Origin of the sequence: Maritimibacter sp. HL-12, from assembly GCF_900177545.1 — a bacterium.
Taxonomy (GTDB): Bacteria; Pseudomonadota; Alphaproteobacteria; order Rhodobacterales; family Rhodobacteraceae; genus Sinisalibacter.
Window position 1 is genome coordinate 144080 of record NZ_FXBQ01000001.1, and the last position, 25267, is coordinate 169346.

Consider the following 25267-nt stretch of genomic DNA (forward strand, 5'->3'; position numbering starts at 1 on the left):
GTGACCCCATGCTGCCCGCCAAGGTATGAAACCGGGGGGGACGCATGAGCGAAAAGACACTGACCCGCATGGACCTCAGCGAAGCGGTGTTTCGCGAGGTCGGATTGTCCCGCAACGAAAGCGCACAGCTTGTCGAAAGCGTGCTCGGCCACGTCTCCGACGCCCTGGTGCGCGGCGAGTCGGTCAAGATCTCGTCGTTCGGCACCTTCTCGGTGCGCGACAAGGCCGCCCGCGTCGGGCGCAACCCGAAAACCGGCGAGGAAGTGCCGATCCTGCCGCGCCGGGTGCTCACCTTCCGGCCCTCGCACCTGATGAAGGAACGGGTGGCGGCGGGCAACAAGGGGTAGCCCGCCACGGCCGGGCAAACCCCAGCCGCGCATCGCCCCGAGCAGAGTAAAGACAAACAGGCGCAAGCATGGACCACAAATCCCCCGAGGCTTTCCGCACCATCAGCGAAGTCGCCGAATGGCTCGGGGTGCCGACCCACGTTCTGCGGTTCTGGGAAAGCCGGTTCAGCCAGGTCAAGCCGGTGAAGCGCGCCGGCGGGCGGCGCTACTATCGGCCCGCCGACATGGAATTGCTCGGCGGGATTCGAAAACTCCTGCACGAAGACGGCATGACCATTCGCGGGGTGCAGAAGCTGCTGCGCGAAAAGGGCGTGCGCCACGTCGCGGAAATGTCTCCGCCGCTCGATCTCGGGGCCGAATCGAAAGACGTGACCCCGGACAACGTGGTCGAGTTGTCGGACCGCCGCGAGACCGGCGCGGAGCCGGAGAAGGCGCAATCGGCAGAGACCTCCGGGGCAGGCGGCGAGGACGAAGACGCGCCGTGGTATGACAGCGGCATCTTCGCCGAGGCCCCCAAGCCACAACCCGGGACCGCGGATTCGCCCGACACCGGCGATGCGGAGCGGGCCCCTGAAACCGCGACCGAGCCGCCCACCGCCGAGCCCCGGCGCGCTCCGGCCGGTTCCGACACGACCGGCGATGGCCCGCCCCCGGTGGATCCGGGCGATCCGATGCCCGACCCCGTCACCATGGATTTCCTCGCGCATGACGCCACCCCGGACGGCGGCGAACCCGAGGCACCCGCGCGCGATGCGCCAGCCCCGGCCGACCCCGCGCAGACCGACCCGGCCGATCCGATGTCGAGCCCCGACGCGCTCGATTTCTCGGCCCATGACGCGCAGCCCGAAACCCATGAATCCGGCCCCGCGGCCGCGACCGCCGACGAAGACGCCGAGCCCGAGGCGCGACCGGCCGCATCCGTCCCGCCCCCCGATCCGGGCACAGCCCCCGTCGATGCCGAAGGCGCGGCGGGCGGAAGCGAACCGGCAGCCCCCGAGGCCGCCGAGGATACGCCGGACCCCGACGCCGGACGCCCGGTGCAACCAGCCGCCGCCGGCCCCGAGCCAACCTCGCGCCCGGCCCTGGTGATGCCCGAGATCGCCGCCGATCCCGCCGACGATGGCCCCGCGCCCGAAGGGCCGCGGATGGCCACACGGATCCGCGACCTGCGGACGGCGCGCACCGTCGTGCCCACCTCCAGCTTGCGCGCCCTTGCTGACCGGCTTGAGGAGATCGCCCGCCGGATGAACGAGAACGGCAGCCCGCCGAACGGATTTTAGGGCGGTTTCATGCGCATTCCCGCTTGCCCCTGTCGGCAAAAACGCTATGTAGAGCGTCACGTCGGGCTATGGCGCAGTCTGGTAGCGCGTCCGTCTGGGGGACGGAAGGTCGCAGGTTCAAGTCCTGCTAGCCCGACCATGAAATCACTCCCCGCAATCCCCCACCGGAGGCGCTGATGATCCCCGGCACCGGCGTTTTGCCATCCCAGACCCTGCGCGCGATGATCAGCGCGGGCGTGATCGCCGCCGAACCCGCGGTTCTGCCCGAACAGATCCAGCCCGCCTCGCTCGATCTGCGGCTTGGCACCGTCGCCTACCGCGTGCGCGCCTCGTTCCTCGCGGGCGAAGGTGCGCGGGTGGAAGACCGTCTGGCCGAGTTCGAGATGCACCGGATCGACCTTTCCCCCGGCGCGGTGCTGGAAAAGGGCGCGGTCTATGTCGTGCCGCTGATGGAACGGCTGGCGCTGCCCGAGGGTGTTCAGGCGGTGGCGAACGCGAAAAGCTCGACCGGGCGGCTCGATCTGCTGACCCGGCTGATCACCGATTCCGGCGTCGAGTTCGACCGGATCGCACCGGGCTACACCGGCCCGCTCTACGCCGAGATCTGCCCGCAGAGCTTCTCGGTTCTGGTCCGCCCCGGCATGCGGCTCAACCAGATCCGGTTCCGGGCCGGCAAATCGGTGCTCGACGACGAAACGCTCGAAGCGCGCCACCGCGCCCACCGGCTCGTCGATGGCCCGGCGGTGATCGACCATGGCCTTGCCTTCTCGGTCGACCTGCAACCGCGCGAGGGCGACCTCGTGGGTTACCGCGCCAAGCCGCACGCCGGCGTGATCGACCTCGACCGGATCGGGTTTTATGCGCCGGAAGACTACTGGGAACCGATCCGCACCACCGCGGGCCGGATCATCCTTGATCCGGGTGCCTTCTACATCCTCGTGAGCCGCGAGGCGGTGCATATCCCGCCCGACTGCGCCGCCGAAATGGCGCCCTATCTCGCCATGGTCGGCGAATTCCGGGTGCATTACGCGGGCTTTTTCGACCCCGGCTTCGGACACGGCGCGGTCGGCGGCACCGGCTCGCGCGGGGTGCTCGAAGTGCGCTGCCACGAAGCGCCCTTCGTGCTCGAACACGGGCAGGTCGTCGGCCGCCTCGTCTACGAGCACATGGCCGAAGTGCCCGAGGCGCTCTATGGCGCGGGGCTGGGCTCGAACTACCAGGGTCAGGGGCTGAAGCTGTCAAAGCATTTCAAGACGGTAGAGGTATAGGGCCATTACCGAAGCGCAACGCATATTGCGCGGGTGACTGCCCCATATCCGAAGTCTGGCCGGCGCGCAGCGGACCCCGCGCCTTGATCCGCCTCAGCGCATCCGGCGGGTGAGGCGCGCGGCCTGGCGCGCGCGCTTGGCGGCCTCCTTCGCCGCCGCAGCGCGCTTTTGCTCCTCGGGGGTCAGCGGTGCCGACGGGTCCGAACCGCCCTGGCCGCCGCGCCTGCGCCGCGCGGCCATGTCGATCCCGGCGTCGATGCCGCGATTGATGAAACGCCGGGAAACCTGGCGGATGATCATGCTGATGATACGTTCGATATTCATGCCTGCCTCTTTGTTTCGGCAAACATAACAGAATTCCGCGCCCGTCCCAAGCGAGACCCGCGTGAGACCGCACAGGCGGCGGTTTCAATCCTCGAACAACTCCGATTGCCCGGCGTCCCCGGCCTCGTCGTCGTCCTCACCCTCCAGCCCGGCACCGGGCGGCGGGCGATTGTCGAGCAGGCCCGCTGCGCGCAGTTCCTTGAGCCCCGGCAGGTCGCGCGCCGATTCGAGCCCGAAATGGTCAAGAAATCCTTGCGTCACCACGAAAGTGACCGGGCGGCCCGGCGTCATCCGCCGCCGCCCGAAGCGGATCCACTCCAGTTCGAGCAACTGGTCGACGGTGCCCCGGCTCACGCTCACGCCGCGGATCTCCTCGATCTCGGCCCGCGTCACCGGCTGGTGATAGGCGACGATCGCCAGCGTCTCGATCGCGGCCCGGCTGAGCTTGCGGGTCTCCATCGTTTCCTTCTGCATCAGGAAGCCGAGATCGGGCGCGGTGCGGATCGCCCAGGCGTCGCCGACCTTCTGAACCCGCACGCCGCGCCCCTCGTAACGCTTGCGCAGATGCACCAGCGCTTCCGCCGGATCGGACCCGTGCGGCATCCGCGCGGCAAGCTCTGCCACCGTCACCGGCTCGGCAGAGGCGAAGAGAATGGCCTCCACCATGCGTTCCTGCTCACCCATCGGCGGCGCTTCGAACAGGCTCCGGTCCTGTTCCATCGGCGGGGTTTCATCTGCCATGAGGTCGTTTCCGTATCTGGATCGGGGCGAAGGTCTCGCCCTGTCGCATGTCGATCTGGCCTTCCTTGGCCAGTTGCAGCGTGGCCGCGAAGGTGGCGGCGGTGGCCGATCTGCGGCGGGCCGGGTCGATCTCCCAGCCCTCGGGAATGTAGCTCGCAAGCTCGGTCCAGTCGCCGGCATAGCCGATCAGACCGCGCATCCGGTCGAGTGCCTGTTCCAGTGTCATCACCGCGTCGCGGTCCATCACGAAGGGGCGAAACTCGTCCCTCGTGCGGATCCGGGCATAGGCCTGCATCAGGTCCATCAGCGTCGCGGTGTAGCTCACCCGCCGGGTCCGGGCGACATCCTCGGGAATGCCGCGCACGAAAAAGTCACGCCCCAGTTGGTCGCGCCCCATCAGCCGGGCGGCGACGTCGCGCATCGCTTGCAGGCGTTCGAGCTGGAAGGCGAGATGGGCCGCCAGTTCCTCGCCCGAAGGCCCGTCCTCGGAAGGATCGGGCGGCAGCAGCAGGCGCGACTTAAGGAAGGCGAGCCAGGCCGCCATCACGAGATAATCGGCGGCGAGTTCGAGCCGCAGGTGCCGGGCCTTGTCGACGAAGGCGAGGTATTGCTCGGCCAGCCCCAGCACCGAGACCTTGCGCAGATCGACCTTCTGGGTCCGCGCCAGCGTCAGCAGCAGATCGAGCGGCCCCTCGTAGCCATCGACATCGACGATCAGCGCCTCGGCGGCAAGCCGTTCGCTGACGCTGAGCGCGTCCTGTTGGAAATCGTCGTCGGTCAAGAAATCGCCCCTACAGCGCACCGCTCATCAGGGCCTCAAACTCGGCTTCGAGCGCGGCAATGTCAACGGGCTCGGGGTCGCGGCGCCAGCCCAGCGCGGCATCGGCGCGGGCCTGTGCCGCAGCGCTCATCGCCCCTGCCGCAGCGGCAACGGTTTCCATTTCGGCCATGTCGCCGTTGCAGTGCAGAACGATATCGCAGCCTGCGACGAGGGCGGCGCGGCTGCGCGCCTCGATCGGGCCGGAGAGCGCCTGCATCGAGATATCGTCGGTCATCAGCAGCCCCGAGAAGCCGATGGTCTCGCGGATCATCGCGATCACGCGCGGCGAGGTGGTGGCCGGGGCCCCGGTATCGAGCGCCTCGTAGACGACATGCGCCGTCATCGCGATCGGCAGGCCCGAGACCGCCTCGAAGGCCAGGAAATCCGACACCCGCAGCACCTTTTCCTTCGCCGTCACGCGGGGCAATTCAAGGTGGCTGTCGGCGGTCGCGCGGCCATGGCCGGGGATGTGCTTGATCACCGGCAGAACACCCCCCGAGATCAGCCCCTCGGCAGCGGCGGCGGCAATCTCGGCGACCTGCACCACGTTGTCGCCGTAACAGCGGTTGTGCAGGACCGGGTGGGTATCGGGCTGGGCCAGATCGAGCACCGGGGCACAATTGCCGTCGATCCCGATCCGGTGCAATTCGTCGGCAATGAGCCGGTAGCGGATCAGCATCGCGCGCGCGGCGTGGCGTCGGTTCTGCGCCACCTGGTCGAGCGGCGCGATCCATGCACGCCAGTGCGGCGGGCGCAGCCGGGCCACGCGGCCTCCCTCCTGGTCGATGAAGATCGGCACCGCCCGCCCGACCGCCTCGCGCAGCTCGGTGGTCAGCCAGCGCACCTGGTCGGGGTCTTCGATATTGCGGGAAAACAGGATGAAGCCCCAAGGCGCGGCGGCCCGGAAGAAGGCGCGCTCGTCGCGGGTAAGCCGGGTGCCCGCACATCCGAAGATGAAGGCGCCCTGCACGCTCACCGGGTCATGACCGGGATGCAATCGGCCTGCCCCGCCGCCAGGGTGGCGCAGAAATGGCGGATATCGGCAACATCGTCAAAGCCGATCGCCCGCAGCCGGTAGAAGGTCTTGCCGCCCGATTGAGCCTTCTGGATCACCCGGTCCTTGCCGTCGAAGAAGTCGGAAAAGCGTCCCGCGATCCTGCTCCACTCGGCGCGCGCGATCTCGGCGCTCTCGTAGGCACCAAGCTGCACCAGCCGCGAGCCCGCCGGGATGTCGGCAGGATCGACGTCGCGCACAACCGGCCCGGTGGCGGCGCTGGCCGAAGCCAGCGCAAGCTCGACCGGCGACGCGGCGGCGCGGGCCACGATGTCTTCAGGCCGGGGCACCGGCCGCAGGCTGCGCGCCACGCCGGGCACGCTGGCCGGGATGGTGGCGACCGCAAGCTCGGCTTCAGCTTCGGGCACCGGCTCCGGCTCGGCGTCTTCGCCCGAAAGCGCCGCGCCTTCAGACGCGGCCTCGGCCAGAGCCAGCGCGGCGGCGGTGGCTTCGTCCATCGCGCCGCTCTGCGCGGTCTCGACATCGGGGGTGAAGGCCGCGGTAGCGGCGGTCAGATCCGCCTCCGGCGCGTCCTCGCGTTCCGCGTCCGGCACCGCCGACACCGCGGCGGCGGCGGCATCGGACCGCGCGGGCGTGTCGTCCTCGGCGAGCGCGACCGGCGCGGGCGCGAGCGCGATCTGCTCGGCCGGACCTTCGGCGTGCCCGTCGGCGGCAACCGCATTGACCGCCAGCCCCTGGTGCGAAGCGGCAACCCCGCCCGGATCATCCGGCTGCATCCGCATCGGGCCTTCCAGCGCCCGCACCACCGGCACCCCGTTCACGTCACGCACGGCGAGCTGGTAGCCCCAGACCGAAAGCCCGGCAATCAGGCCAACCGACAAGAGCGCGCCGGCCCCATGCAAAACCTTGCCGATTGCCGATCCGCCGCCTGCCGGGGCAACCTGCCCGGCCCCCTCCCACGCCACCTGGGGCGCTTCGTGGTCGTCGATCTCCGGCCATGGTCCACCATGGGCAGGGTGCAGGTAAGGCGAGGCGCGATGGCTCGCGGCCCGTCTGTTCTGCTGGTGGGAATGGACATGCTGCGGGAAGGCGGCATGGCTGCCGCTCCAAGGTGCGTCTGACATCTGCCTGCTCCGCCCGGCGTTCAAGCGATCATGCCGCTCCCGCCGGTTCTCGTGTTGCCTCGATCCCGACCCGGGCGCGCCTTGTGGTCAGCGCATCTCCTCGGCCGGGGTGACCCCAAGAATACCAAGGCCAGCCGAAATCACAACGGAAACGGCTGTCGGGAGGAGGATTTTTGCCGCTGTTGCATCCCGGTCACCCTCCTGGATGAATCGCAAGGTCGCCGCATCATTGCCCTTGTTCCACAAGGCATGGAACGCCGACGCGAGATCGTAGAGATAGAAGGCAATGCGGTGCGGCTCGTGGCCGCGCGCGGCGATCTCGACAAGGCGCGGCCATTCGGCGAGCTTTTTCGCCACCGCCAGTTCGGCCTCGTCCTCGACCCGCGGCCGGGTGGCCGGTGCCACCCCCAGATCGGCCGCCTTGCGCAGCACCGAGTGGATACGGGCAGAGGCGTATTGCACGTAGAACACCGGGTTCTCGCGGCTCTGCTCCAGCACCTTGTCAAAGTCGAAGTCAAGCGGCGCGTCGTTCTTGCGGGTGAGCATGTGGAAGCGGGTCACGTCCTTGCCGACCGCCTCGACCACGTCGCGCAGGGTGACGAAATTGCCCGCCCGTTTCGACATCTTGAACGGCTCGCCGTTCTTGTAGAGCTTGACCAACTGGGTGAGCTTGATATCGAGCGGCACCCGGCCGTCGCTGAGCGCCGCCACGGCGGCCTTCATGCGCTTGACGTAGCCGCCGTGATCGGCCCCGAACACGTCGATAAGCTGGTCGTAACCTCTTGAAATCTTGTCGTAATGATAGGCGATATCGGGGGCGAAATAGGTCCAGGCCCCGTCCGACTTCATGATCGGCCGGTCGACGTCGTCGCCATGCGCGGTCGATTTGAACAGGGTCTGCTCGCGCGGCTCCCAATCCTCGGGCACCTTGCCCTTGGGCGGCTCCAGCACGCCCTTGTAGATCAGCCCCTTGCCGCGCAGGCTTTCGATCGCGGCCTCGATCAACCCGGTGCCGTAGAGCGATTTTTCCGAGAAGAACACGTCGATCTCGACACCGAGCGCGGCGAGATCGGCGCGGATCATCTCCATCATCTTCTCGATTGCGAAATCGCGCACCTCGGCGAGCCAGACCGCCTCGGGCTGGTCGAGCCATTTCTCGCCAACCTCGGCCGCCAGCGCCTCGCCCACCGGTACGAGATAGTCGCCCGGGTAGAGCCCCTCCTCGATCTCGGGCGCATGGCCGAGCGCCTCGCGGTAGCGCTCGTAGGCCGAGCGCGCCAGCACGTCGACCTGCGCGCCGCCATCGTTGATGTAATACTCCCGCGTCACCTCGTGGCCGGCGTATTCCAGCAGCGACGCCAGCGCATCGCCGAACACCGCCCCGCGCGTGTGACCGACGTGAAGCGGCCCGGTCGGGTTGGCCGAAACATATTCGACGTTGACCTTCTGCCCCTGCCCCGGCGCGCCTTGCCCGTAGCCTTCGGATGCCAGCACGGTCGAAACGAGATCGCCCCAGACCTCGGGCGCAAGGTCGATGTTGATGAACCCGGGCCCCGCCACCGAGGCCAGCGCCACACGCTCGTCGGCGACCAGCTTGACCGCCAGCGCCTCGGCGATGTCGCGCGGCTTCTTGCCCGCGGGCTTGGCCAGTACCATCGCGGCATTGGTCGCCATGTCGCCATGGGCGGCATCGCGCGGCGGCTCGACGGTGACCGCGTCGAAGGCAAGCCCGCCTGGCAGCACGCCTTCGGCCACCAGTTCGTCAAGCGCCACGATCACGAGGCCACGGATTTCGGCAAACAGGTTCATCTCTCTCACCTCTGCGGGGATAGGCGGGGTCTAGCACACCGCCCGCGAAGGTCAACGCCCCGGGACGGGAGGTGCCGCGGCCCCGGCAACAGCCTTGCGCTGGCCAATCAGCCGGGCATGGGTTTCCAGCGCGAAACGGTCGGTCATCCCGGCGATATAGTCACCGACGATGCGCGCCAGCGCCACCTCTCCCTCGTCCTCTGCCACGTCCTTGCGCCATTCGGGCGGCAGCAGCGCGGTATCGGCAAGAAACAGCGGAAACAGATCCTCGATCACCTTCGTCACCTTCTGGCGCATCTCCAGCACCGCCGGGGCGCGGTACATCCGGGCAAAAAGGAAAGCACGGATCTCCTTCAGGTCGCGCCACAGGTGGTCCGAGAAGCGGATCACCGGCGCGCCCGCATCGCGGATTTCCTGCGCCGAGGCCGGGTTGAGCCTTTGCAGGTGCCCGCGCGACGACACCAGCACATCTTCCACCATCACCCCGAATACCCGCCGCAGCGCCTCGTGGCGGCGGCGGCTTTCCTCGAGCCCGGGGTATTTCGCATCCACCGCCGCGAAGGCCGGACCGACGATCGGCAGGGCGCGGATCTCGTCGACGCTGAACAGCCCCGCGCGCAACCCGTCATGCAGATCGTGGTTGTTGTAGGCGATATCGTCGGCCAGCGCCGCCACCTGCGCCTCGCCGCTGGCATGGGTGTGCAATTCAAGGTCGTGGCGGGCGTTGTAATCGGCCAGCGCGAAGGGCAGATCCTCGCCCCCCGCGCCCGTTGCCTGCATCACCGGACCATTGTGTTTGGCAATGCCTTCAAGGGTTTCCCACGTGAGATTCAACCCGTCCCACTCGGCGTAATGGCGCTCCAGCGCGGTGACGATCTTCAGCGCCTGGGCGTTGTGGTCGAAGCCGCCGTAGGGTTTCATCAGCGCATCCAGCGCATCCTCGCCGGTATGGCCGAAGGGGGTGTGGCCAAGGTCATGCGCCAGCGCCACCGCCTCGGTGAGGTATTCGTTGAACCCCAGCGCCCCGGCGATCGTGCGCGCCACCTGCGCCACCTCGATCGAATGGGTGAGCCGGGTGCGGTAGTAATCGCCCTCGTGCTCGACAAACACCTGGGTCTTGTGCTTGAGACGGCGAAAGGCCGAGGAATGGATGATCCGGTCGCGGTCGCGCTGGAACGGCGAGCGGAAGGCACTTTCGGCCTCGGTGTAAAGCCGGCCGCGGGTTTCGGCCGGATCGCAGGCGAATGTGGCGAGCATGCGGCCCCCTTTTGCGCGGCGGTGGTTGCCGCGCCCTTTCCCTCCCCATATATTCAAAGTCGCGAACAGATGAAACCGAGGATGCCATGGAACTCCAGCTTCCCCCGAAAGTGACCGAGCGCGCCTTCACCCGTCTTGCCGAGATCGGCGCGGGCGACAGCGGCAAGGCCCTGCGCGTCGCCGTCGAGGGCGGCGGCTGCTCGGGCTTTCAATACGATATCTCGCTCGACGACCCGTCCGACGGCGACATGGTGTTCGAAAGCCCCGATGGCCACGAGCGCGTGGTGATCGACGAGGTTTCGCTGCCGTTCCTCTCGAACGCGGTGATCGACTTCACCGAGGAATTGATCGGCGCGCGCTTCGTGATCGAGAACCCCAACGCCAGCAGTTCCTGCGGCTGCGGCACCTCGTTCTCGATGTAGGCCCTGGCCCGGCGCGAAACCGCTTGCGCGCGGCCCGTGCAGCGGCGAAGCTCGGGCCATGACCGCGCCGGACACCCACGACGCCTATCTTGCCACCCTGCCGCCCGACCAGCGCGCAGCCCTTGAAGCGCTGCGCGTCCAGATCGCCGCCGCCGCGCCCGGCGCGCGCGAGGTGATCTCCTACGGCGTCCCCGCTTTCCGGGCAGGCCCCGGCAAGGGCAAGGTGCTGGTGGGCTACGCCGCGATGACGGCGCACCTCGGGTTCTACGTCTTCGAAGGCGACCTGCTCGCCCGGTTTGCAGACCGCCTTCAGGATTTCTCGATCTCGAAAGGCACCGTCCGCTTCACCCCCGCGCATCCGCTGCCCGAGCCGCTGGTGCACGAGATCGTCGCGGCGCGACTCGCGGAGATCGCAGCCGAACCTCAGTAGCCCTCAAAATCGACCTGTACCTCGTTGATGCAGGTATCGGCCCATTTCGCGCCGGCATAGGTATCGATGATGGTGAGCGACACCCATTCCACCCAACCGCCGCCAAGCGCGATCTGCTGCCAGCCGGTGTTGTCGGCCAGCTCGGTGCGCCACGCCGTCCCGGTAGAGGTGCGGATTTCGACATGGCGCGGTCGGGCATTGTCGAAATAGGCCTCCGCGCTCTTGGCGTAGCCGTTGCGGATCAGCAGGCGCAGCGGCGCGGCCTGCCCGCCGAAACTCACGGTGATGCGCTCACCCGCGCCGTTGCCCGCGACACCCTCGCACCAGGCGCTGCGGTCGGAGCGGTCGAACAGGTTTTCCACCCCGTAGGTGTTGGCCGATTGTGGCGGCAACACCGAGGTGGCCCAGTAGCGCAATTCGTCGAAGAACTGCCCGGCACCCACAGCGCGAACCGAGACATCGGCCGAAGCGGGCGCGGCGGCGGCAAGAAGCGTCGCGAGCGCAAGCCCGGCGCCGGTGACGAGACGTGTCATGGTTTCCCCCTTTCGCGGATCGCGGTGCATGACGATGCCAGCCTAGCGGCAAGCGCGCGACTCCGGCCATGACCTGCGTCAACCGCGCGCGCCGGCCACATCCCGGCCACCCTTGACCGGGCGGCGGCGACAGCGCAGATAGGCGGAATGGAACAGATCGCCCTCATCACCGGCGCGTCGCGCGGCCTAGGCGCCGCGCTTGCCGTCGCCCTCGCCCCCACCCACCACATCGTCGCCGTGGCCCGCACCACCGGCGCGCTCGAAGAGGTGGACGACAAGATCAAGGCCGCGGGCGGCGAAGCCACACTCGCGCCGATGGACATCATCAATCCAGATGCCATGGCCCAGCTCTGCCGGGCGATCTTCGATCGCTGGGGCGCGATCGACATCTGGGCCCATACCGCGATCGAGGCGATGCAGCTTACCCCCACCCACCACCTCGCGTTGCAGGAGGCCGACCTCGAGAAATCGCTCAAGGTCAACGTCGAGGCGACCGCGCGGCTGATTGCCTATGTCGCGCCGCTGCTGGGCGAAACCGGGCGGGCGGTGTTCTTCCGCGACGACCACGCCGGCGAGAAGTTCTTCGCCGGCTACGGTGCCACCAAGGCGGCGCAGATGGCGCTGGCCGAAAGCTGGCAGAAGGAGGCCGAAAAGATCGGCCCGGTGGTGAAAATCCTCGAACCCCGCCCGCTCGCCACCGCGATGCGCGCGCGCTTCTTCCCCTCCGAAATCCGCGCCGGGCTCACCCCGCCCGCCGAGGAGGCCGCCCGCTTCCTGCCCGAGATCCTCGCGACCTGAGCCGCCGCGGTCCGCTGCGTAGAAACTGGCCCGCGGTCCTTGCCGGACTTCGCGCGCCCGCGCCTTTTGAGCGAGGTCATGGCGGTGGCCCGAGGCTCACGCCATCCTGCCCCCGACGATTCGATCCCGGGGGGCGCGAATGGCAAATCATGCGTTGATGTGGGGCTTCGCGATGGTGGCGCTCACCGCCGGCGCCATCGCCAGTTTCGTCGGACTCTTCGCCCCGCCCCTGCCCTGGACGGCCACCGCGGGCGGCGCCACGTTCTGGCCCGACGCCGTCCCGCTCCGGGGGACCGGGCTTTATGATCTCGATACCGTCTTCTCGGCCGGGGCCGCGCAGGGTGCGGATATCGTCACGCTCGTGATCGTCATACCGGCCGCGCTGGTGCTCGCGTTTCGGTCGGATCCGCGCGGCCCGCTCCAGCCTTTCCTGCTGTCGGGCCTCTTGACATGGCTTCTCTACGACTATGCGAGCCTCGCCTTCGGAACGGTCGTCTACAACGAGATGTTTCTCGTCTACGTCACCGCGATGGCCAGCGCCGGCCTCGGCTTCGCCCTCGCGCTTCGGGCCGCGGCCCGCGCCCTGCCGGACCTGCCCGCGGCCCTGCCCGCCCGGTCGCTCGGGGTCTTCCTGCTGGTCAGCGGGCTGGTCACGGCCATTGTCTGGCTCCTGCCCCTTCTCGGCTCCATCCGGGCGGGCACGCCGCCGCCCTACATGGCGCATTACACCGGACGCGTCACCGACGCGCTCGACCTTGGCGTGATCGTTCCCGCCTGCCTCGCGGGCGCGGTGCTGCTGCTGCGCCACCGCCCGGCCGGGCTGCTGCTCGCGGTGCCGCTTCTCACCCTCGAGGCCCTGCTCCTGCCGATGATCCTCATGCAATCCCTGCAGCAGATCCGCATGGGCGTGAGCTTCACCCCGGTCGAACTCGCGGGTCCGATCGGCGGGTTCGTCCTCATCTCGGGGATCGCGGGCTACTTCCTGTGGCGCACGATCCGGGCGGTCGCCCCGTCCGGCTCCGCCGGCGGCTGAGCCTCCGCCCGGTTTCCTGAATGGAAACCGCCACGAAGTCTTCGCAAGACTTCGGCGCGGTGCCGCCCCCGCTTGCCCCGCTCGCGCCCCTCGCCTATTGAGAAGCGAGGCAAGGACGGGCAGACATGCGCATTCTCATCACCAACGACGACGGTATCAACGCGCCGGGGCTGAAGGCGCTCGAAGAAATCGGCGCCGAGATCGCCGGTCCGGATGGTGAGGTCTGGGTGGTGGCACCGGCCTTCGAGCAATCGGGCGTCGGCCATTGCATCAGCTACTCCCGGCCGATGATGCTGGCCGAACTGGAGCCGCGCCGCTATGCCGCCGAGGGCACGCCCGCCGATTGCGTGCTGGCGGCCTTGGGCGACGCGATGCCGGGGCGGCCCGATCTCGTGCTCTCGGGCATCAACCGGGGCAACAACGCGGCCGAGAACACGCTCTATTCCGGCACCATCGGCGCGGCGCTCGAAGCGGCGTTGCAGGGCCTGCCCGCGATCGCGCTGAGCCAGTTTCTCGGGCCGGAGATCATCAGCCGCGAGGATCTCTTCGAGGCCGCGCGGGTCCACGGCGCGGCGGTGATCCGCGCCCTCATCGAGCGCGCGCCCTGGGACGAGAGCGCCGATTACCGGTTGTTCTACAACGTCAATTTCCCGCCCGTTCCGGCGGCGGCGGTCAAGGGCGTGCAGGCCACCGCGCAAGGCTGGCGGCGCGATGCCTTCTTCTCGACCGAGGCCACCGACTCGCCCTCCGGGCGGCGTTTTCTCTGGGTCAAGGGCGGCCCGCAACATACCCCGACCCTGCCCGGCACCGATGCCGCGGCCAATCTCGAAGGCTACGTCTCGGTCACGCCGATGCGCGCCGATCTTACCGCGCATGACCGCCTCGCGGAGTTGGGCGGGATCTTTTCATGACCCCGCCGGCGCTCTCCGAAGCGGAACGCAAGATGCAATTCCTCTTCGCGTTGCGCTCGAAGGGGGTCACCGACACGCGGGTGCTCCGTGCAATGGAGGCGGTCGACCGTGGCCGTTTCGTGAAGGGCATTTTCGAGGATCGCGCCTACGAGGACATGCCGCTGCCGATCGCCTCGGGCCAGACCATCAGCCAGCCCTCGGTGGTCGGGCTGATGACCCAGGCGCTCGACGTGCAGCCGAAATCCAAGGTGCTGGAAGTCGGCACCGGCTCGGGCTACCAGGCGGCGATCCTCGCCAAGCTCGCGCGCCGGGTCTACACCGTCGACCGCCACCGCGCGCTGGTGCAGGACTCGCGCGCGCTGTTCGACGACCTGGGACTGCACAACATCACGGTGATCCTTGGCGATGGCTCGCACGGCCTGCCCGAGCAGGCCCCGTTCGACCGTATCATCGTGACCGCAGCCGCCGAAGACCCGCCCGGCCCGCTCTTGGCTCAGATGGCGATCGGGGGTATCATGGTTCTGCCGGTGGGCCAGTCCGACGCGGTGCAGACGCTGATCAAGGTCACGCGCACGGCGGAAGGCTATGATTATCAGGAGCTCATGCCGGTGCGCTTCGTTCCCCTGCTGGAGGGGGTGGGGTGAAAGCGCGATATGAACGAGGGACGCCGGCAGGCCCCGGCAAAGCGGCACAAGACCGCTTGGGGCAAAGACTGGCACGTAAGCAAGACAAGGCCCCAGGGCATGGGCCACGAGAGGACAGAGCATGATTTTCCCGTTGAACCACAGCACGCGCCTGGGGCTTGTCTCGGCATCGCTGCTGGCCCTGGCCGGTTGCACCGACGGCACCGGCGGGCTGAACAACCTCGATTTCGACCTGCGCGGACTGGCCGGCGGTTTCACCACCTCCGACGCCGCCCGAGGCGCGCGCACCACCTCGAAACCGCAACCCGATGCGCGCGGGGTGATCTCCTATCCGACCTATGACGTGGCCGTGGCGCGCGATGGCGAGACCGTCAGCCAGATGGCGTCCCGCCTCGGCTTCGGGGCCAACGAGCTTGGACGCTACAACGGCTTGCCGCCCGAAACCGCGCTGCGCGGTGGCGAGATCCTCGCACTGCCCGCGCGTGTCGGCGGCGGCACCGCGGCGAGTCCGGGGTCCGCCACCGCAGCAGGAACGATCGACGTGACCACGCTGGCAGGCTCCGCGCTCGACCGGGTCGACGGCAGCGCATCACCGGACACCGCCGAGGCGGCCAACACCCCCGCCGGTCAGGAACCGGTGCGCCACCAGGTCGCGCGCGGAGAGACCGCCTATTCCGTCGCCCGGCGCTACGACGTGCCGGTGCGCGCGCTGGCGGAATGGAACAGCCTCGACAGCGCGCTGACGGTGCGCGAAGGGCAATACCTGCTGATCCCGGTGGTCGTCGGCGAGCGCAGCGCGGCGCTTGACAGCGACACCGAGGCACCCGGCACCGGCTCGGCCACGCCGGTGCCGCCCTCCGCCGCGGCCCCGCTGCCCGACGAGGACGAAACCACCACGGCCGCCGCCCCCGCCTCGCCGGGTCTCGCCGAGAGCCGCACCGAGGCGTCCGGCGCCCGCATGGCGCTGCCGGTCGACGGCAAGGTGGTGCGGGCCTTCCAGAAGGGCAAGACCGACGGGATCGACATCTCGGCCTCCGCGGGCACGCCGGTCAAGGCCGCCGCGGCCGGCACCGTCGCCGCGATCACCCGCGACACCGACCAGGTGCCGATCCTGGTGATCCGCCACAGCGGCAACCTGCTCACGGTCTATGCCGGGATCGACGACATCAAGGTGGCCAAGGGCGACAGCGTGAGCCGGGGACAGCAAATCGCGACCGTGCGCGCGGCCGACACCACCTTCCTGCACTTCCAGGTGCGCGAAGGGACGCTCAGCGTCGATCCGATGACCTATTTGAACTGAGATGTCGCCCCGGCTGCGCCGGGGCGACGCAGAAAGGGGGGCGCTGCCCCCCTCTTGGCCTTACGGCCAATTCACCCCCCGAGGTATTTCCGGACCCAAGAAGCCGGGGTCAGCCCCTGGCTTTCGGGCTTGGCTTGCCGAGGTGCTTGCGCAGCCGCGAAGGGGTGGACTTCTTCTTGTCCTTGTAGGGGTTCTTGTCGGCCTGGCTGCGCATGTAGAGCCGGATCGGCGTCCCCGGCATGTCAAAGTCGTCGCGCAAGCCATTGACAAGATAGCGCGAATAGCTTTCCGGAAGCTTTTCCGGATGGGAACACATCACCACGAAACCGGGCGGCCTAGTCTTGACCTGCGTCATGTAGCGCAGCCGGATCCGCCGCCCGCCAGGGGCCGGCGGCGGGTGCGCGGCCACCATGCCTTCAAGCCAGCGGTTGAGGCGCGCGGTGGACACGCGGGCGTTCCAGGTCTGATGCGCGCGCAGCACCGCGGCGTGAAGCCGGTCGAGCCCCTTGCCGGTCTTGGCGGAAACGGTGACCAGCGGCGCGCCGCGCAACTGCGGCAACAGCCGCTCGAAGGCCTCGCGCAAGGCGGCGATCTTGGCGTTCTTCTCCGGCTCGGCATCCCACTTGTTGACCGCCACCACCACCGCCCGGCCTTCGCGCTCGGCAAGGTCGGCAATCCGCAGATCCTGGCTTTCAAACGGGATCGCGGCGTCGAGCAGCACCACCACGACCTCCGCGAACTTGACCGCGCGAAGCCCGTCGGCAACGGAAAGTTTTTCAAGTTTTTCCTGGACTTTCGCGCGCTTCCTCATCCCCGCCGTGTCGAAGATCCGGGTTGGCGTACCGGCCCAGTCAAAGCTCAGCGAGATCGCGTCGCGGGTGATGCCCGCCTCCGGCCCGGTGAGCAGCCGCTCCTCGCCGATCAGGTGGTTGATCAGCGTCGACTTGCCGGCGTTCGGACGACCCACCACCGCCACCTGCAAAGGGCGCGCCTTGGTCGGCGTGCGCGGCGCATCCTCGTCATCCTCGTCGCTGACCGCCACATCGGTTTCCGGTGCCTCGGCCTCGATCCGGGCCGCACGTTCGGCCATTTCCGCGGCGATCGGCTCGAGCGCGGTGGCCAGCTCGGCCATGCCCTCGCCATGCTCGGCCGAGAGCCCGATCGGCTCGCCCAGCCCGAGGCCCCAGGCTTCGATCAACCCCGACTCGCCAGCCCGCCCCTCGGCCTTGTTGGCGGCAAGGATGACATGGGCGTTCTTGCGCCGCAGGATATCGGCAAAGACCTCGTCGGTGGGCAGCACGCCGGCGCGGGCGTCGATCAGGAACAGGCAGGCATCGGCCATTTCCACCGCGCGCTCGGTCAGTTTGCGCATCCGCCCCTGAAGGCTTTCGTCGGTCGCCTCTTCCAGCCCCGCGGTGTCGATCACAGTGAAGCGCAAGGCACCGAGCCGGGCCTCGCCTTCGCGCAGGTCACGGGTCACCCCGGGGGTGTCGTCGACCAGCGCGAGGCGTCTGCCGACAAGGCGGTTGAAAAGCGTGGACTTGCCCACGTTGGGCCGGCCCACGATGGCGAGGGTGAAACTCATTGGTATGTCCTCAGGCGTCAGGCAGCCCGCTTACACCCAAAGTCCGGGCGTATCAACGCAGGCCGATCAACGCGCCGGTCTCGCTCATCAGCATCATCATGCCGGACACCACGATCGGGCGGCTGGCCGCACCGGCGGGCAGTTCGCTTTGGGAGAGCGCCGCGCCGTCGGCCGGGTTGAAGGCGCGCAGGATACCGTCGCCCGAGGCGATCCAGAGCCGCCCGCCCGCCAGCACCGGCCCGAAGGCGGGCCAGACCGACTTGAGCTTGCGTGGCTTGTCGGCCTTTTCGTAGCGCGGCAGCGGCACTTCCCAGACCTTGTCACCGTCGCGCGCCGAGAGCCGCACCAGCCTGGCCTCGTCATTGACGAAGAACACCGCGTCCCCCGCAACCGCCATGGTGCCCTGCGCGCCCTCGCCCGCGTCCCAGCGCAACTGGCCATCGTTCAGCCCGACCGCCACCGCCCGGCCCGACGCGTTCGCGGCATAGACCACGCCATCGGCCACCACCGGCTCGCCGGTAAAGGCCGAAAGCGCCGAGCGGCCACGCCCGGCACGGTCTCCGGCAACGCGCACGACCCATTTCATGTCGCCATTGGCGGCGTCGACCGCCACCAGGCTCTCGTTTGACACCGGGAAGATCACGGTGTTGCCGCCAACCGCCGGGGCCGCGACGCCGGACACGCCGCTGAAGCTCGGCACCCCGGCGAGTCGCCAGGCGATCCGGCCGGTGTCGGCGTGGATCGCATAGGCCACCGAGGCGGCGGTCGCGACATAGACCTTGCCGCCCGCCACGGTCGGCGCACCGTTCACCGCCGCATCGAGCTTCTGGCGCCAGAGCACCTCGCCCGAGGCGGGATCGAGCGCCGCCAGTTCGCCTTGCGTGGTGGTGGCGAAGAGCTTGCCACCGCCAAGCGCGAGCCCGCCACCCATGGCGCTGCCCTCGCGCTCGCCCGGCGCGTTGATCGCGGCGGTCCAGAGCGCATCGCCGCCGATCGCATGCGCGGTGACGTTGGCATGGCTGTCCATCGTGTAGACGCGGGAGCCATCGGCCACCGGCTCGGCGGTGATGCGGAACTTGCGCTCGTTGCCCTCACCGGCATCGGACGACCACGCCACCACCGGGCTGGACGAGAATTGCGCGTGCGGCGGACGGTTCATCGCGTTGGCACCGCGCTGCGACCAGCTTCCCACCGCCTGCACCGCGCCGAGCGACACCGGGCGCGACTGGTTTTCGAAGGCGGCGGCATCTTCCGCCGCGCGCGCGCTGGCGGCCGCCACCGCGTCGGCATCATTCACGTCGTAGCCCGGGCTGCGCAGGTCTTCCCGCATGCCGTCGAGGATCAGTTCGCGAGAACATCCCGCCGCTGCCAGAGCCAGCGTGGACACCAGCAAAAGGTTCCGCATCGCCTTGGTCTGTTTCACGCGTTAGCCCCCCACGCTTGCTCTCTCACCCGCGCCATTCAGAACGCGGTTCCGGACGCCGTGCCGCCCAGTGCCACAATCAACTGCGAAACGCGCCGACGCAAGGCCTGGCTCGCCTCGGTATCGCTCAGAAGTGCCTCGAGCCGCGTCCGCGCGGCCTCGGTTTCCCCCAGCTCGATCTCCGCCAATGCGATCTGTTCCTCCGCGAGCACCCGGAAGGCACCGCCCGGCTCGGTCAGCGGCGTGAGCACCTCCACGCGGGCGGCGGCATCGAGCGCACCGGGCAGCAGCGTCCGCTTGAGCTGGGCGAGATCGCGGTAGAGCGCAGGCAGGCTGTCGTCCCCGGCCAGCGCCGCAAGCCTCTGATCGGCCTCTGGCGGATCGTCGGCCACCGCCGCGGCGATCAGGGCGATCAGCGCCGCCCGGTCGCCTTCAGGCTCAAGGCTGTCGAGCGCGCCAAGGCGTGCCGTGGCATCGTCGAGTTCGACGGCGGTGAGAATCGCATCGCCCGTCGCCTCGGCCGCCGCCCGGTCGCGCGCCTTGATCCATTCGTTCGCGGTTGCGCCGCCGACGATCAGCAAGACAGCGACCACGCCGATCCAGCCGTATTTTTTCAACTGGGCATAGAGCTTGTCGCGGCGAACCTCTTCGGTCACCTCGTCGATGAAGGATTCGGGGTTGCTCAAGGGCCATGCCTCCGGCTGCGATTTGCCCCTCTTTAACGCGAAGCCGTGATCTTTGCCAAGAGTTGCGCAAAAAGTGATCCGTTCACGCAACATATGGCTATCAAGGGTATGGTCCCTGTTGAGCGCGCAGGCCGCAGCGCTTATCTGCGGGGCGAGTATCAATTTCGGGCACTGCCCGCTCATGGGGAACCGATGCGTATCATCCCGATCTTCACCGCGATCTTCGCCGCCGCCATCCTGTTCATGCTCGTGTTCGAGCGTGATACCGTGCGCGCCCTTGCGGGGCTCGCGCCCGCCGAGGCGGAGGCTTCCGACACCGCGCAATCCCGCCCCGAAGAAGGCACCGACGCGCCGCCGGACGCGGCCCCCGACACCGGGGTTTCGGTCGTCGCCTTCGAAAGCCGGGCGCGCGAGATCGACAGCGCCGTTGTGGTGCGCGGGCGGACGGAGGCGGCGCGCGCGGTCGACCTGCTGGCGGAAACCTCGGGCCGCAGCGTCGCGCCGCCGATTCCCAAGGGCACGCTGGTGGCCGAGGGCGACGAGCTGTGCCAGATCGACATCGGCACCCGCGCCGAGGCATTGGCCGAGGCGCGCGCGCGGTTGGCCGAGGCCGAGGCCAACGCGCCATCCGCGCAAGCCCGTGTCGCCGAGGCCGAGGCCCGGCTGGAAGAGGCCGAAACGACTCTCGGCAACACCGAAACTCTGGCCGCCGGAGGGTTTGCCGCCGACACCAGGGTGATCAACGCCCGCGCCGCGATGCGCACCGCCGAAGCCGGGCTGGCCACGGCCGAGGCGGGGGCCAAGAGCGCCGCCGCCGCGATCGAAGGCGCGCGCACCGCTGTGGCCAACGCCGAGCGCGAGATCGCGCATACCCGCATCACGGCGCCCTTCGAGGGCGTTCTGGAAACCGACACCGCCGAGCTTGGCAGCCTGCTTCAGCCCGGCGCGCTCTGTGCCCGGGTGCTCGATCTCGACCCGATCCGCCTCGTTGGCTTCGTCTCCGAGATGGATGTCGATCGGGTGGAACCGGGCGCGATGGCTGGCGCGCGGCTGACGTCGGGGCGCGAGGTCGCGGGCAAGGTCACCTTCGTGTCGCGGTCGGCCGATCCCACCACCCGCACATTCCGCGTCGAGGCCGAGGTCGCCAATCCCGATCTCGCGATCCGCGATGGGCAGGCGGCCGAAATCCTGATCCGCGCCGCCGGGCGCACCGCCCACCTGGTGCCGCAAAGCGCGCTGACGCTCGATGACGAGGGCACCCTCGGGGTGCGGCTCGCGGTGGCCGAAGCCGAGGGTGACGTTGCCCGCTTTGTCCCGGTCGAGTTGCTGCGCGACAGCAACGAGGGCGTTTTTGTCGCCGGACTGCCGGAGGTCGCCCGCGTGATCGTCGTCGGGCAGAATTACGTCGCCGACGGCGTGGCGCTCGCGGTGACGATGCAGGAGAGCGGGTCATGACCGGGATCGTCGACTGGGCCGCAGCCCGGGCACGGATGATCATCGCCTTCATCGCGCTCACGCTGGTGGCGGGGGCGGCGGCCTATGTCGGGCTGCCCAAGGAGGGTGAGCCCGATATCGAGATCCCCGCGCTCTTCGTCTCGGTGCCCTTCCCCGGGATTTCCGCCGAGGATGCCGAGCGCCTGCTGGTCAAGCCGATGGAAACCGAGCTGGCCGACATTGACTCGCTCAAGAAAATCACCGGCACAGCGGCGGAAAACTATGCCGGCGTGGCGATGGAATTCGAGTTCGGCTGGGATCGGTCCAAGGTGATCGCGGATGTGCGCGACGCCATGAACAAGGTCGAGGCCAAGTTTCCCGAGGGGGCCGACAAGTATTCCGTCAACGAGATCAACTTCTCGGAGTTCCCCTTCCTCGTCGTCAACCTCACCGGCGACGTGCCCGAGCGCAGCCTCGTGCAACTGGCGCAGGAGCTTCAGCGCGAGGTCGAGGGAATCGACGCGGTTCTGGAGGCCAAGCTCACCGGCTTCCGCGAGGAGATGGTCGAGGTCACGATCGACCCGCTGCGGCTGGAAGCCTACAACGTCACCGCGGGCGAGCTGATCGACGTCATCACCCAGAACAACCAGTTGATCGCGGCCGGCGAAGTGGTAACCGCCAGCGGCGCCAACGCGGTGAAGATCCCGTCGAGCTTCTCGGAGGTGTCCGACATCTACGGCCTGCCGGTGAAGGTCAACGGCGACCGGGTGGTGACGCTGGGCGATCTGGCCGACATCCGCCTCACCTTCGAAGACCGCCAGGGCACCGCGCGGTTCAACGGTGACACCACGGTTTCGTTGCAGGTGGTCAAGCGCAAGGGCTTCAACATCATCGAATCGGCGAGCTTCGTGCGCGCCGCGGTCGAAAGCGCCCGGGCCGACTGGCCGGAGGCGCTGCAGGAATCTGTGTCGGTGCAGTTCTCCAACGACAGCTCCTACCAGGTCGAGAGCATGGTGAGCCAGCTCGAAGGCTCGGTGATCACCGCCATCGCGCTGGTGATGGTGGTGGTGCTGGCCAGCCTCGGGATGCGCTCGGCGCTGCTCGTGGGCTTTGCCATTCCCACGTCCTTCTTGCTCACCTTCGCGCTGTTCGCGGTGCTGGGCTACGCGGTGAACAACATCGTGATGTTCGGCCTGATCCTCGCCGTGGGCATCCTCGTCGACGGGGCGATCGTGGTGGTGGAATACGCCGACAAGCGGATCAAGGATGGCGTCGGGCCGATGCATTCCTATGTCGAGGCGGCCAAGCGGATGTTCTGGCCGATCGTCAGTTCCACCGCCACCACGCTCTGCGCCTTCCTGCCGATGCTGTTCTGGCCCGGGGTGGCGGGCGAGTTCATGGAGATGCTGCCGAAGACGCTGATCTTCGTGCTCACCGCCTCGCTGGTGGTGGCGCTGGTCTACCTGCCGATCGTCGGCGGCGTCGCCGGGCGCTGGAGCCGCACCCTCGATCATGCCAGCGAAGTGCTGCGCCCGCTGCCGTGGCTGCTGCGCCTCGGCCTGTTGATCGCCGCCGCCTACGGCCTTTTCATCGCCGCGATGCAGGTGTTCAACCCCGACTACCTGTTTGCGCAAGGCAACCCGCTGCCCGCCACCGCCGCGATGCTGCTCGGGATCGCCGGCTTTGTCGTGATGGCGACGATCACCACGATCCTTGCCGACGCGGTGAAGCTGCACCGCGCGCCGAAACGGGTCGAGGCGGGCTACCGCCGCTCGGCCTTCGGCTGGTTCATGCGGGCGATCACCGGAAACCCGGTGATGCCGGTGCTCACCATACTCGCCGTGCTCGCCGTCGTCGCGACCACCTTCGTGGTCTACGGCAAGAACAACAACGGCGTTGAATTCTTCGCCGATATCGAGGCCGAGCAGGCCATCGTCTACGTCCGCGCCCGCGGCAACCTCTCGATCGAGGAGAAAGACGCGCTGGTGGCGGATGTCGAACAGGCGGTGCTAAACACCCCCGGCGTGATGAACGCCTTCGCCTTCGCCGGTGAGGGCGGGCTGAACCAGAACACCGCCGGGGCTTCCGGCCCGCGCGACCAGATCGGCCAGGTCCAGATCGAGTTGGCCACCTGGGAAGACCGGCCGGTGACGGCAACCGAGGGCCGGCTCCTCGGCTTCATCCCCTATGAGAAGCGCGACGTCGACCCGACATGGTCGGGCGGCTACGTGCTCGACGAGATCGAGCGCCGGCTGGAAAATGTCCCCGGCGTGCGCTTCGAGATCCTGCCGGTGGCAATGGGTCCGGCCTCGGCCAAGCCGGTGCACCTGCGCCTGAAAGGCAACGACTGGGATAGTCTGATGGACGCCACCGAGGCGGCACGGGCGCGCTTCGAGAGCACCGAAGGGCTCACCGCGATCGAGGATACCCGCCCGCTGCCCGGGGTCGACTGGCAACTCGATGTCGATGTCGCCGCCGCCGGGCGCTACGGCACCAACGTCGCCACCGTGGGCGGCATGGTGCAACTCGTCACCAACGGCCTCCTGCTCGACACCATGCGCGTCGATACCTCCGACGAGGAAATCGAGATCCGGGTTCGCCTGCCCGAGGAATCCCGCGTGCTCTCGACCCTCGACAGCCTCAAGCTGCGCACCAACGAGGGCCTTGTGCCCCTGTCGAACTTCGTCACCCGCAGCGCCGTGCCGACGCTGGCGCAGATCGACCGGGTCGACCAGCAACGCTACTTCGACGTCAAGGCTGGCGTGGCGAGCGATCTCGTCGTGCTGCGCGAGGGCGAGAACGGCACGGCCCGGGTGATGACCGCCGCCGAGGCCGACGCGCTGGTCGCCGAGGCCGACCCCGACACCTACAGCCGCACACCGCTGACCCCGACCGAACGCATCGACACGATCACCGAATGGCTCGACACCGCCCCCCTGCCCGCCGGGATCACCTGGGAATGGACCGGCGACCAGCAGGAACAGGCCGAGAGCTCGGCCTTCCTCGGGCAAGCCTTTGCCGGGGCGCTGTTCTTGATGTTCATCATCCTGCTGGCGCAGTTCAACAGCTTCTACAACGCTGTGCTGGTGCTGCTCGCGGTTGTGCTCTCCACCACCGGAGTGCTGATCGGCATGCTGGTGATGGGGCAATCCTTCTCGATCGTGATGACCGGCACCGGCATCGTCGCGCTCGCCGGGATCGTGGTGAACAACAACATCGTGCTGATCGACACCTACCAGGAATACGCGAAGTTCATGCCCCGCGCCGAGGCCATCGCGCGCACCGCGCAAGACCGGATCCGCCCGGTGCTGCTGACCACGATCACCACCATGGCCGGCCTCGCGCCGATGATGTTCGGCCTGTCGCTCGATTTCATCGGCGGCGGCTACTCGATCGACGCCCCCGCCGCGCTGTGGTGGAAACAGCTTGCCACCGCCGTGGTCTTCGGCCTCGGCATCGCCACCGTGCTGACCCTGGTGTTCACCCCCTCGATGCTGGCGGTGCGGGTCTGGGCCGCGGCCGGGGCCTATGCCTCGCTGCGCCATCTCGCGGCGCTCACGCTCGGCAAAGACAGCCAGTCCGCGCGCGACATCGCGCTCGGGCGCAGCCTGCGCAAGACCAGCGTCGACGAGCTGGTCTGGGATTTCGACACCGTGGCCGAAGCCGATGAAGGCGAAGCCCCGCCGGATCTGACGGAAATGCGGGCCGTGCTGCGTGAGAGCGGCATCGCGGTCGAGGACGATGCGGCGGAGCGCCCGGCCGAAGGGCTCGATGCCGAAGGCAAGCCGCTCAGGGCGGCGGAGTAACAGCGACACACCGGCTCACGAAGCTTTGGTAACGAGCCCGGAACAAGGATCCGGCGGGCTCTTGCCGAACCCGGTCGAAGCCGCGAGCCTGCCGGCATTCGCTTGGCGCTGGCGGCGCAAGGTTGCGCCCGCGGCCGCACGGATGGCCGCTGCCGGTCATGCCGAGGAACGGCGATGCAGGCCGAGCGCGATGCCCTCATCGAGACCGCCACAAGCGCAACCACCACCGGGGAGATCGACGCGCTGGACGCGGATCACACCGCTGCCACCAGCCGAC

General features: G+C 68.5%; 23 protein-coding genes and 1 tRNA gene. 13 read left to right on the forward strand and 11 right to left on the reverse strand.

What is annotated here, in order from left to right; genetic code table 11:
* The first annotated feature begins 44 nt into the window (after positions 1 to 44).
* From ihfA to B9Y97_RS00760, 4 genes are all read left to right on the forward strand, one after another.
* Positions 45 to 347, forward strand: coding sequence for an integration host factor subunit alpha (ihfA, locus tag B9Y97_RS00745; RefSeq protein ID WP_085524963.1), 303 nt, complete (start codon positions 45 to 47; stop codon positions 345 to 347).
* A 68-nt stretch (positions 348 to 415) separates the two neighbouring features.
* Positions 416 to 1627: a MerR family transcriptional regulator gene (locus tag B9Y97_RS18280; RefSeq protein WP_254900818.1), complete on the forward strand. Its 1212-nt coding sequence runs from the start codon at positions 416 to 418 to the stop codon at positions 1625 to 1627.
* A 62-nt stretch (positions 1628 to 1689) separates the two neighbouring features.
* Positions 1690 to 1766: transfer RNA gene (locus B9Y97_RS00755), tRNA-Pro, on the forward strand.
* Between the two features lie 37 nt (positions 1767 to 1803).
* Entirely contained in the window at positions 1804 to 2895 is a 1092-nt protein-coding gene (locus B9Y97_RS00760; protein ID WP_085524964.1) for a 2'-deoxycytidine 5'-triphosphate deaminase, read from the forward strand.
* 93 nt (positions 2896 to 2988) lie between these two features.
* Here B9Y97_RS00760 and B9Y97_RS00765 read toward each other — a convergent pair whose 3' ends face one another.
* The 7 genes from B9Y97_RS00765 to B9Y97_RS00795 form a co-directional block, all read right to left on the reverse strand.
* Positions 2989 to 3219: a hypothetical protein gene (locus B9Y97_RS00765; protein WP_085524965.1), complete on the reverse strand. Its 231-nt coding sequence runs from the start codon at positions 3217 to 3219 to the stop codon at positions 2989 to 2991.
* An 84-nt stretch (positions 3220 to 3303) separates the two neighbouring features.
* Positions 3304 to 3960: an SMC-Scp complex subunit ScpB gene (gene scpB, locus B9Y97_RS00770; protein ID WP_085524966.1), complete on the reverse strand. Its 657-nt coding sequence runs from the start codon at positions 3958 to 3960 to the stop codon at positions 3304 to 3306.
* Positions 3950 to 4741 carry a segregation and condensation protein A gene (locus tag B9Y97_RS00775; RefSeq protein ID WP_085524967.1) on the reverse strand — a complete coding sequence of 264 codons (792 nt, stop codon included), beginning with the start codon at positions 4739 to 4741 and terminating at the stop codon, positions 3950 to 3952. The genes scpB and B9Y97_RS00775 overlap by 11 nt, the downstream gene beginning before the upstream one ends.
* A gap of 10 nt (positions 4742 to 4751) precedes the next feature.
* The gene (gene nagZ / locus B9Y97_RS00780) at positions 4752 to 5756 is read right to left on the reverse strand and encodes a beta-N-acetylhexosaminidase (RefSeq protein WP_085528029.1); all 1005 of its coding nucleotides are present in this window, start codon (positions 5754 to 5756) and stop codon (positions 4752 to 4754) included.
* Positions 5753 to 6919: an SPOR domain-containing protein gene (locus tag B9Y97_RS00785; RefSeq protein WP_085524968.1), complete on the reverse strand. Its 1167-nt coding sequence runs from the start codon at positions 6917 to 6919 to the stop codon at positions 5753 to 5755. Before B9Y97_RS00785 ends, nagZ begins: the two co-directional genes overlap by 4 nt.
* A gap of 87 nt (positions 6920 to 7006) precedes the next feature.
* A complete protein-coding gene (gene argS / locus B9Y97_RS00790) occupies positions 7007 to 8728 on the reverse strand; it encodes an arginine--tRNA ligase (RefSeq protein WP_085524969.1) in 1722 nt (573 codons plus the stop codon).
* Positions 8729 to 8779: 51 nt separating this feature from the next.
* The gene (locus tag B9Y97_RS00795) at positions 8780 to 9985 is read right to left on the reverse strand and encodes a deoxyguanosinetriphosphate triphosphohydrolase (RefSeq protein ID WP_085524970.1); all 1206 of its coding nucleotides are present in this window, start codon (positions 9983 to 9985) and stop codon (positions 8780 to 8782) included.
* Positions 9986 to 10071: 86 nt separating this feature from the next.
* On the opposite strand from B9Y97_RS00795, the gene B9Y97_RS00800 reads away from it, so the two are divergent.
* Both B9Y97_RS00800 and B9Y97_RS00805 read left to right on the forward strand, forming a co-directional pair.
* Positions 10072 to 10407, forward strand: a complete 336-nt coding sequence (locus tag B9Y97_RS00800) for a HesB/IscA family protein (RefSeq protein ID WP_085524971.1) — start codon at positions 10072 to 10074, stop codon at positions 10405 to 10407.
* 58 nt (positions 10408 to 10465) lie between these two features.
* Positions 10466 to 10837: an iron chaperone gene (locus B9Y97_RS00805; RefSeq protein ID WP_085524972.1), complete on the forward strand. Its 372-nt coding sequence runs from the start codon at positions 10466 to 10468 to the stop codon at positions 10835 to 10837.
* Here B9Y97_RS00805 and B9Y97_RS00810 read toward each other — a convergent pair.
* Positions 10831 to 11370 (reverse strand): NADase-type glycan-binding domain-containing protein, encoded by a 540-nt coding sequence (locus B9Y97_RS00810; protein ID WP_139828182.1) that lies wholly within the window; start codon positions 11368 to 11370, stop codon positions 10831 to 10833. The genes B9Y97_RS00805 and B9Y97_RS00810 overlap by 7 nt on opposite strands.
* 147 nt (positions 11371 to 11517) lie before the next feature.
* On the opposite strand from B9Y97_RS00810, the gene B9Y97_RS00815 reads away from it, so the two are divergent.
* From B9Y97_RS00815 to B9Y97_RS00835, 5 genes are all read left to right on the forward strand, one after another.
* Positions 11518 to 12168: an SDR family NAD(P)-dependent oxidoreductase gene (locus B9Y97_RS00815; protein WP_085524974.1), complete on the forward strand. Its 651-nt coding sequence runs from the start codon at positions 11518 to 11520 to the stop codon at positions 12166 to 12168.
* 139 nt (positions 12169 to 12307) lie between these two features.
* Positions 12308 to 13201, forward strand: coding sequence for a hypothetical protein (locus B9Y97_RS00820; protein ID WP_085524975.1), 894 nt, complete (start codon positions 12308 to 12310; stop codon positions 13199 to 13201).
* A gap of 125 nt (positions 13202 to 13326) precedes the next feature.
* A complete protein-coding gene (gene surE, locus B9Y97_RS00825) occupies positions 13327 to 14112 on the forward strand; it encodes a 5'/3'-nucleotidase SurE (protein ID WP_085524976.1) in 786 nt (261 codons plus the stop codon).
* The gene (locus B9Y97_RS00830) at positions 14109 to 14756 is read left to right on the forward strand and encodes a protein-L-isoaspartate(D-aspartate) O-methyltransferase (RefSeq protein WP_085524977.1); all 648 of its coding nucleotides are present in this window, start codon (positions 14109 to 14111) and stop codon (positions 14754 to 14756) included. Before surE ends, B9Y97_RS00830 begins: the two co-directional genes overlap by 4 nt.
* A gap of 121 nt (positions 14757 to 14877) precedes the next feature.
* Entirely contained in the window at positions 14878 to 16056 is a 1179-nt protein-coding gene (locus B9Y97_RS00835; RefSeq protein ID WP_085524978.1) for a M23 family metallopeptidase, read from the forward strand.
* Positions 16057 to 16165: 109 nt separating this feature from the next.
* Here B9Y97_RS00835 and der read toward each other — a convergent pair whose 3' ends face one another.
* From der to B9Y97_RS00850, 3 genes are read right to left on the reverse strand one after another with little or no spacing between them, the layout of a single operon-like run.
* A complete protein-coding gene (gene der, locus B9Y97_RS00840; protein ID WP_085524979.1) occupies positions 16166 to 17641 on the reverse strand; it encodes a ribosome biogenesis GTPase Der in 1476 nt (491 codons plus the stop codon).
* 52 nt (positions 17642 to 17693) lie between these two features.
* Positions 17694 to 19064, reverse strand: coding sequence for an outer membrane protein assembly factor BamB family protein (locus B9Y97_RS00845; RefSeq protein ID WP_085524980.1), 1371 nt, complete (start codon positions 19062 to 19064; stop codon positions 17694 to 17696).
* A gap of 38 nt (positions 19065 to 19102) precedes the next feature.
* The gene (locus B9Y97_RS00850; RefSeq protein ID WP_085524981.1) at positions 19103 to 19750 is read right to left on the reverse strand and encodes a hypothetical protein; all 648 of its coding nucleotides are present in this window, start codon (positions 19748 to 19750) and stop codon (positions 19103 to 19105) included.
* A 192-nt stretch (positions 19751 to 19942) separates the two neighbouring features.
* On the opposite strand from B9Y97_RS00850, the gene B9Y97_RS00855 reads away from it, so the two are divergent.
* A complete protein-coding gene (locus B9Y97_RS00855; RefSeq protein ID WP_085524982.1) occupies positions 19943 to 21205 on the forward strand; it encodes an efflux RND transporter periplasmic adaptor subunit in 1263 nt (420 codons plus the stop codon).
* Entirely contained in the window at positions 21202 to 24990 is a 3789-nt protein-coding gene (locus tag B9Y97_RS00860; protein ID WP_085524983.1) for an efflux RND transporter permease subunit, read from the forward strand. Before B9Y97_RS00855 ends, B9Y97_RS00860 begins: the two co-directional genes overlap by 4 nt.
* Positions 24991 to 25267: the final 277 nt, after the last annotated feature.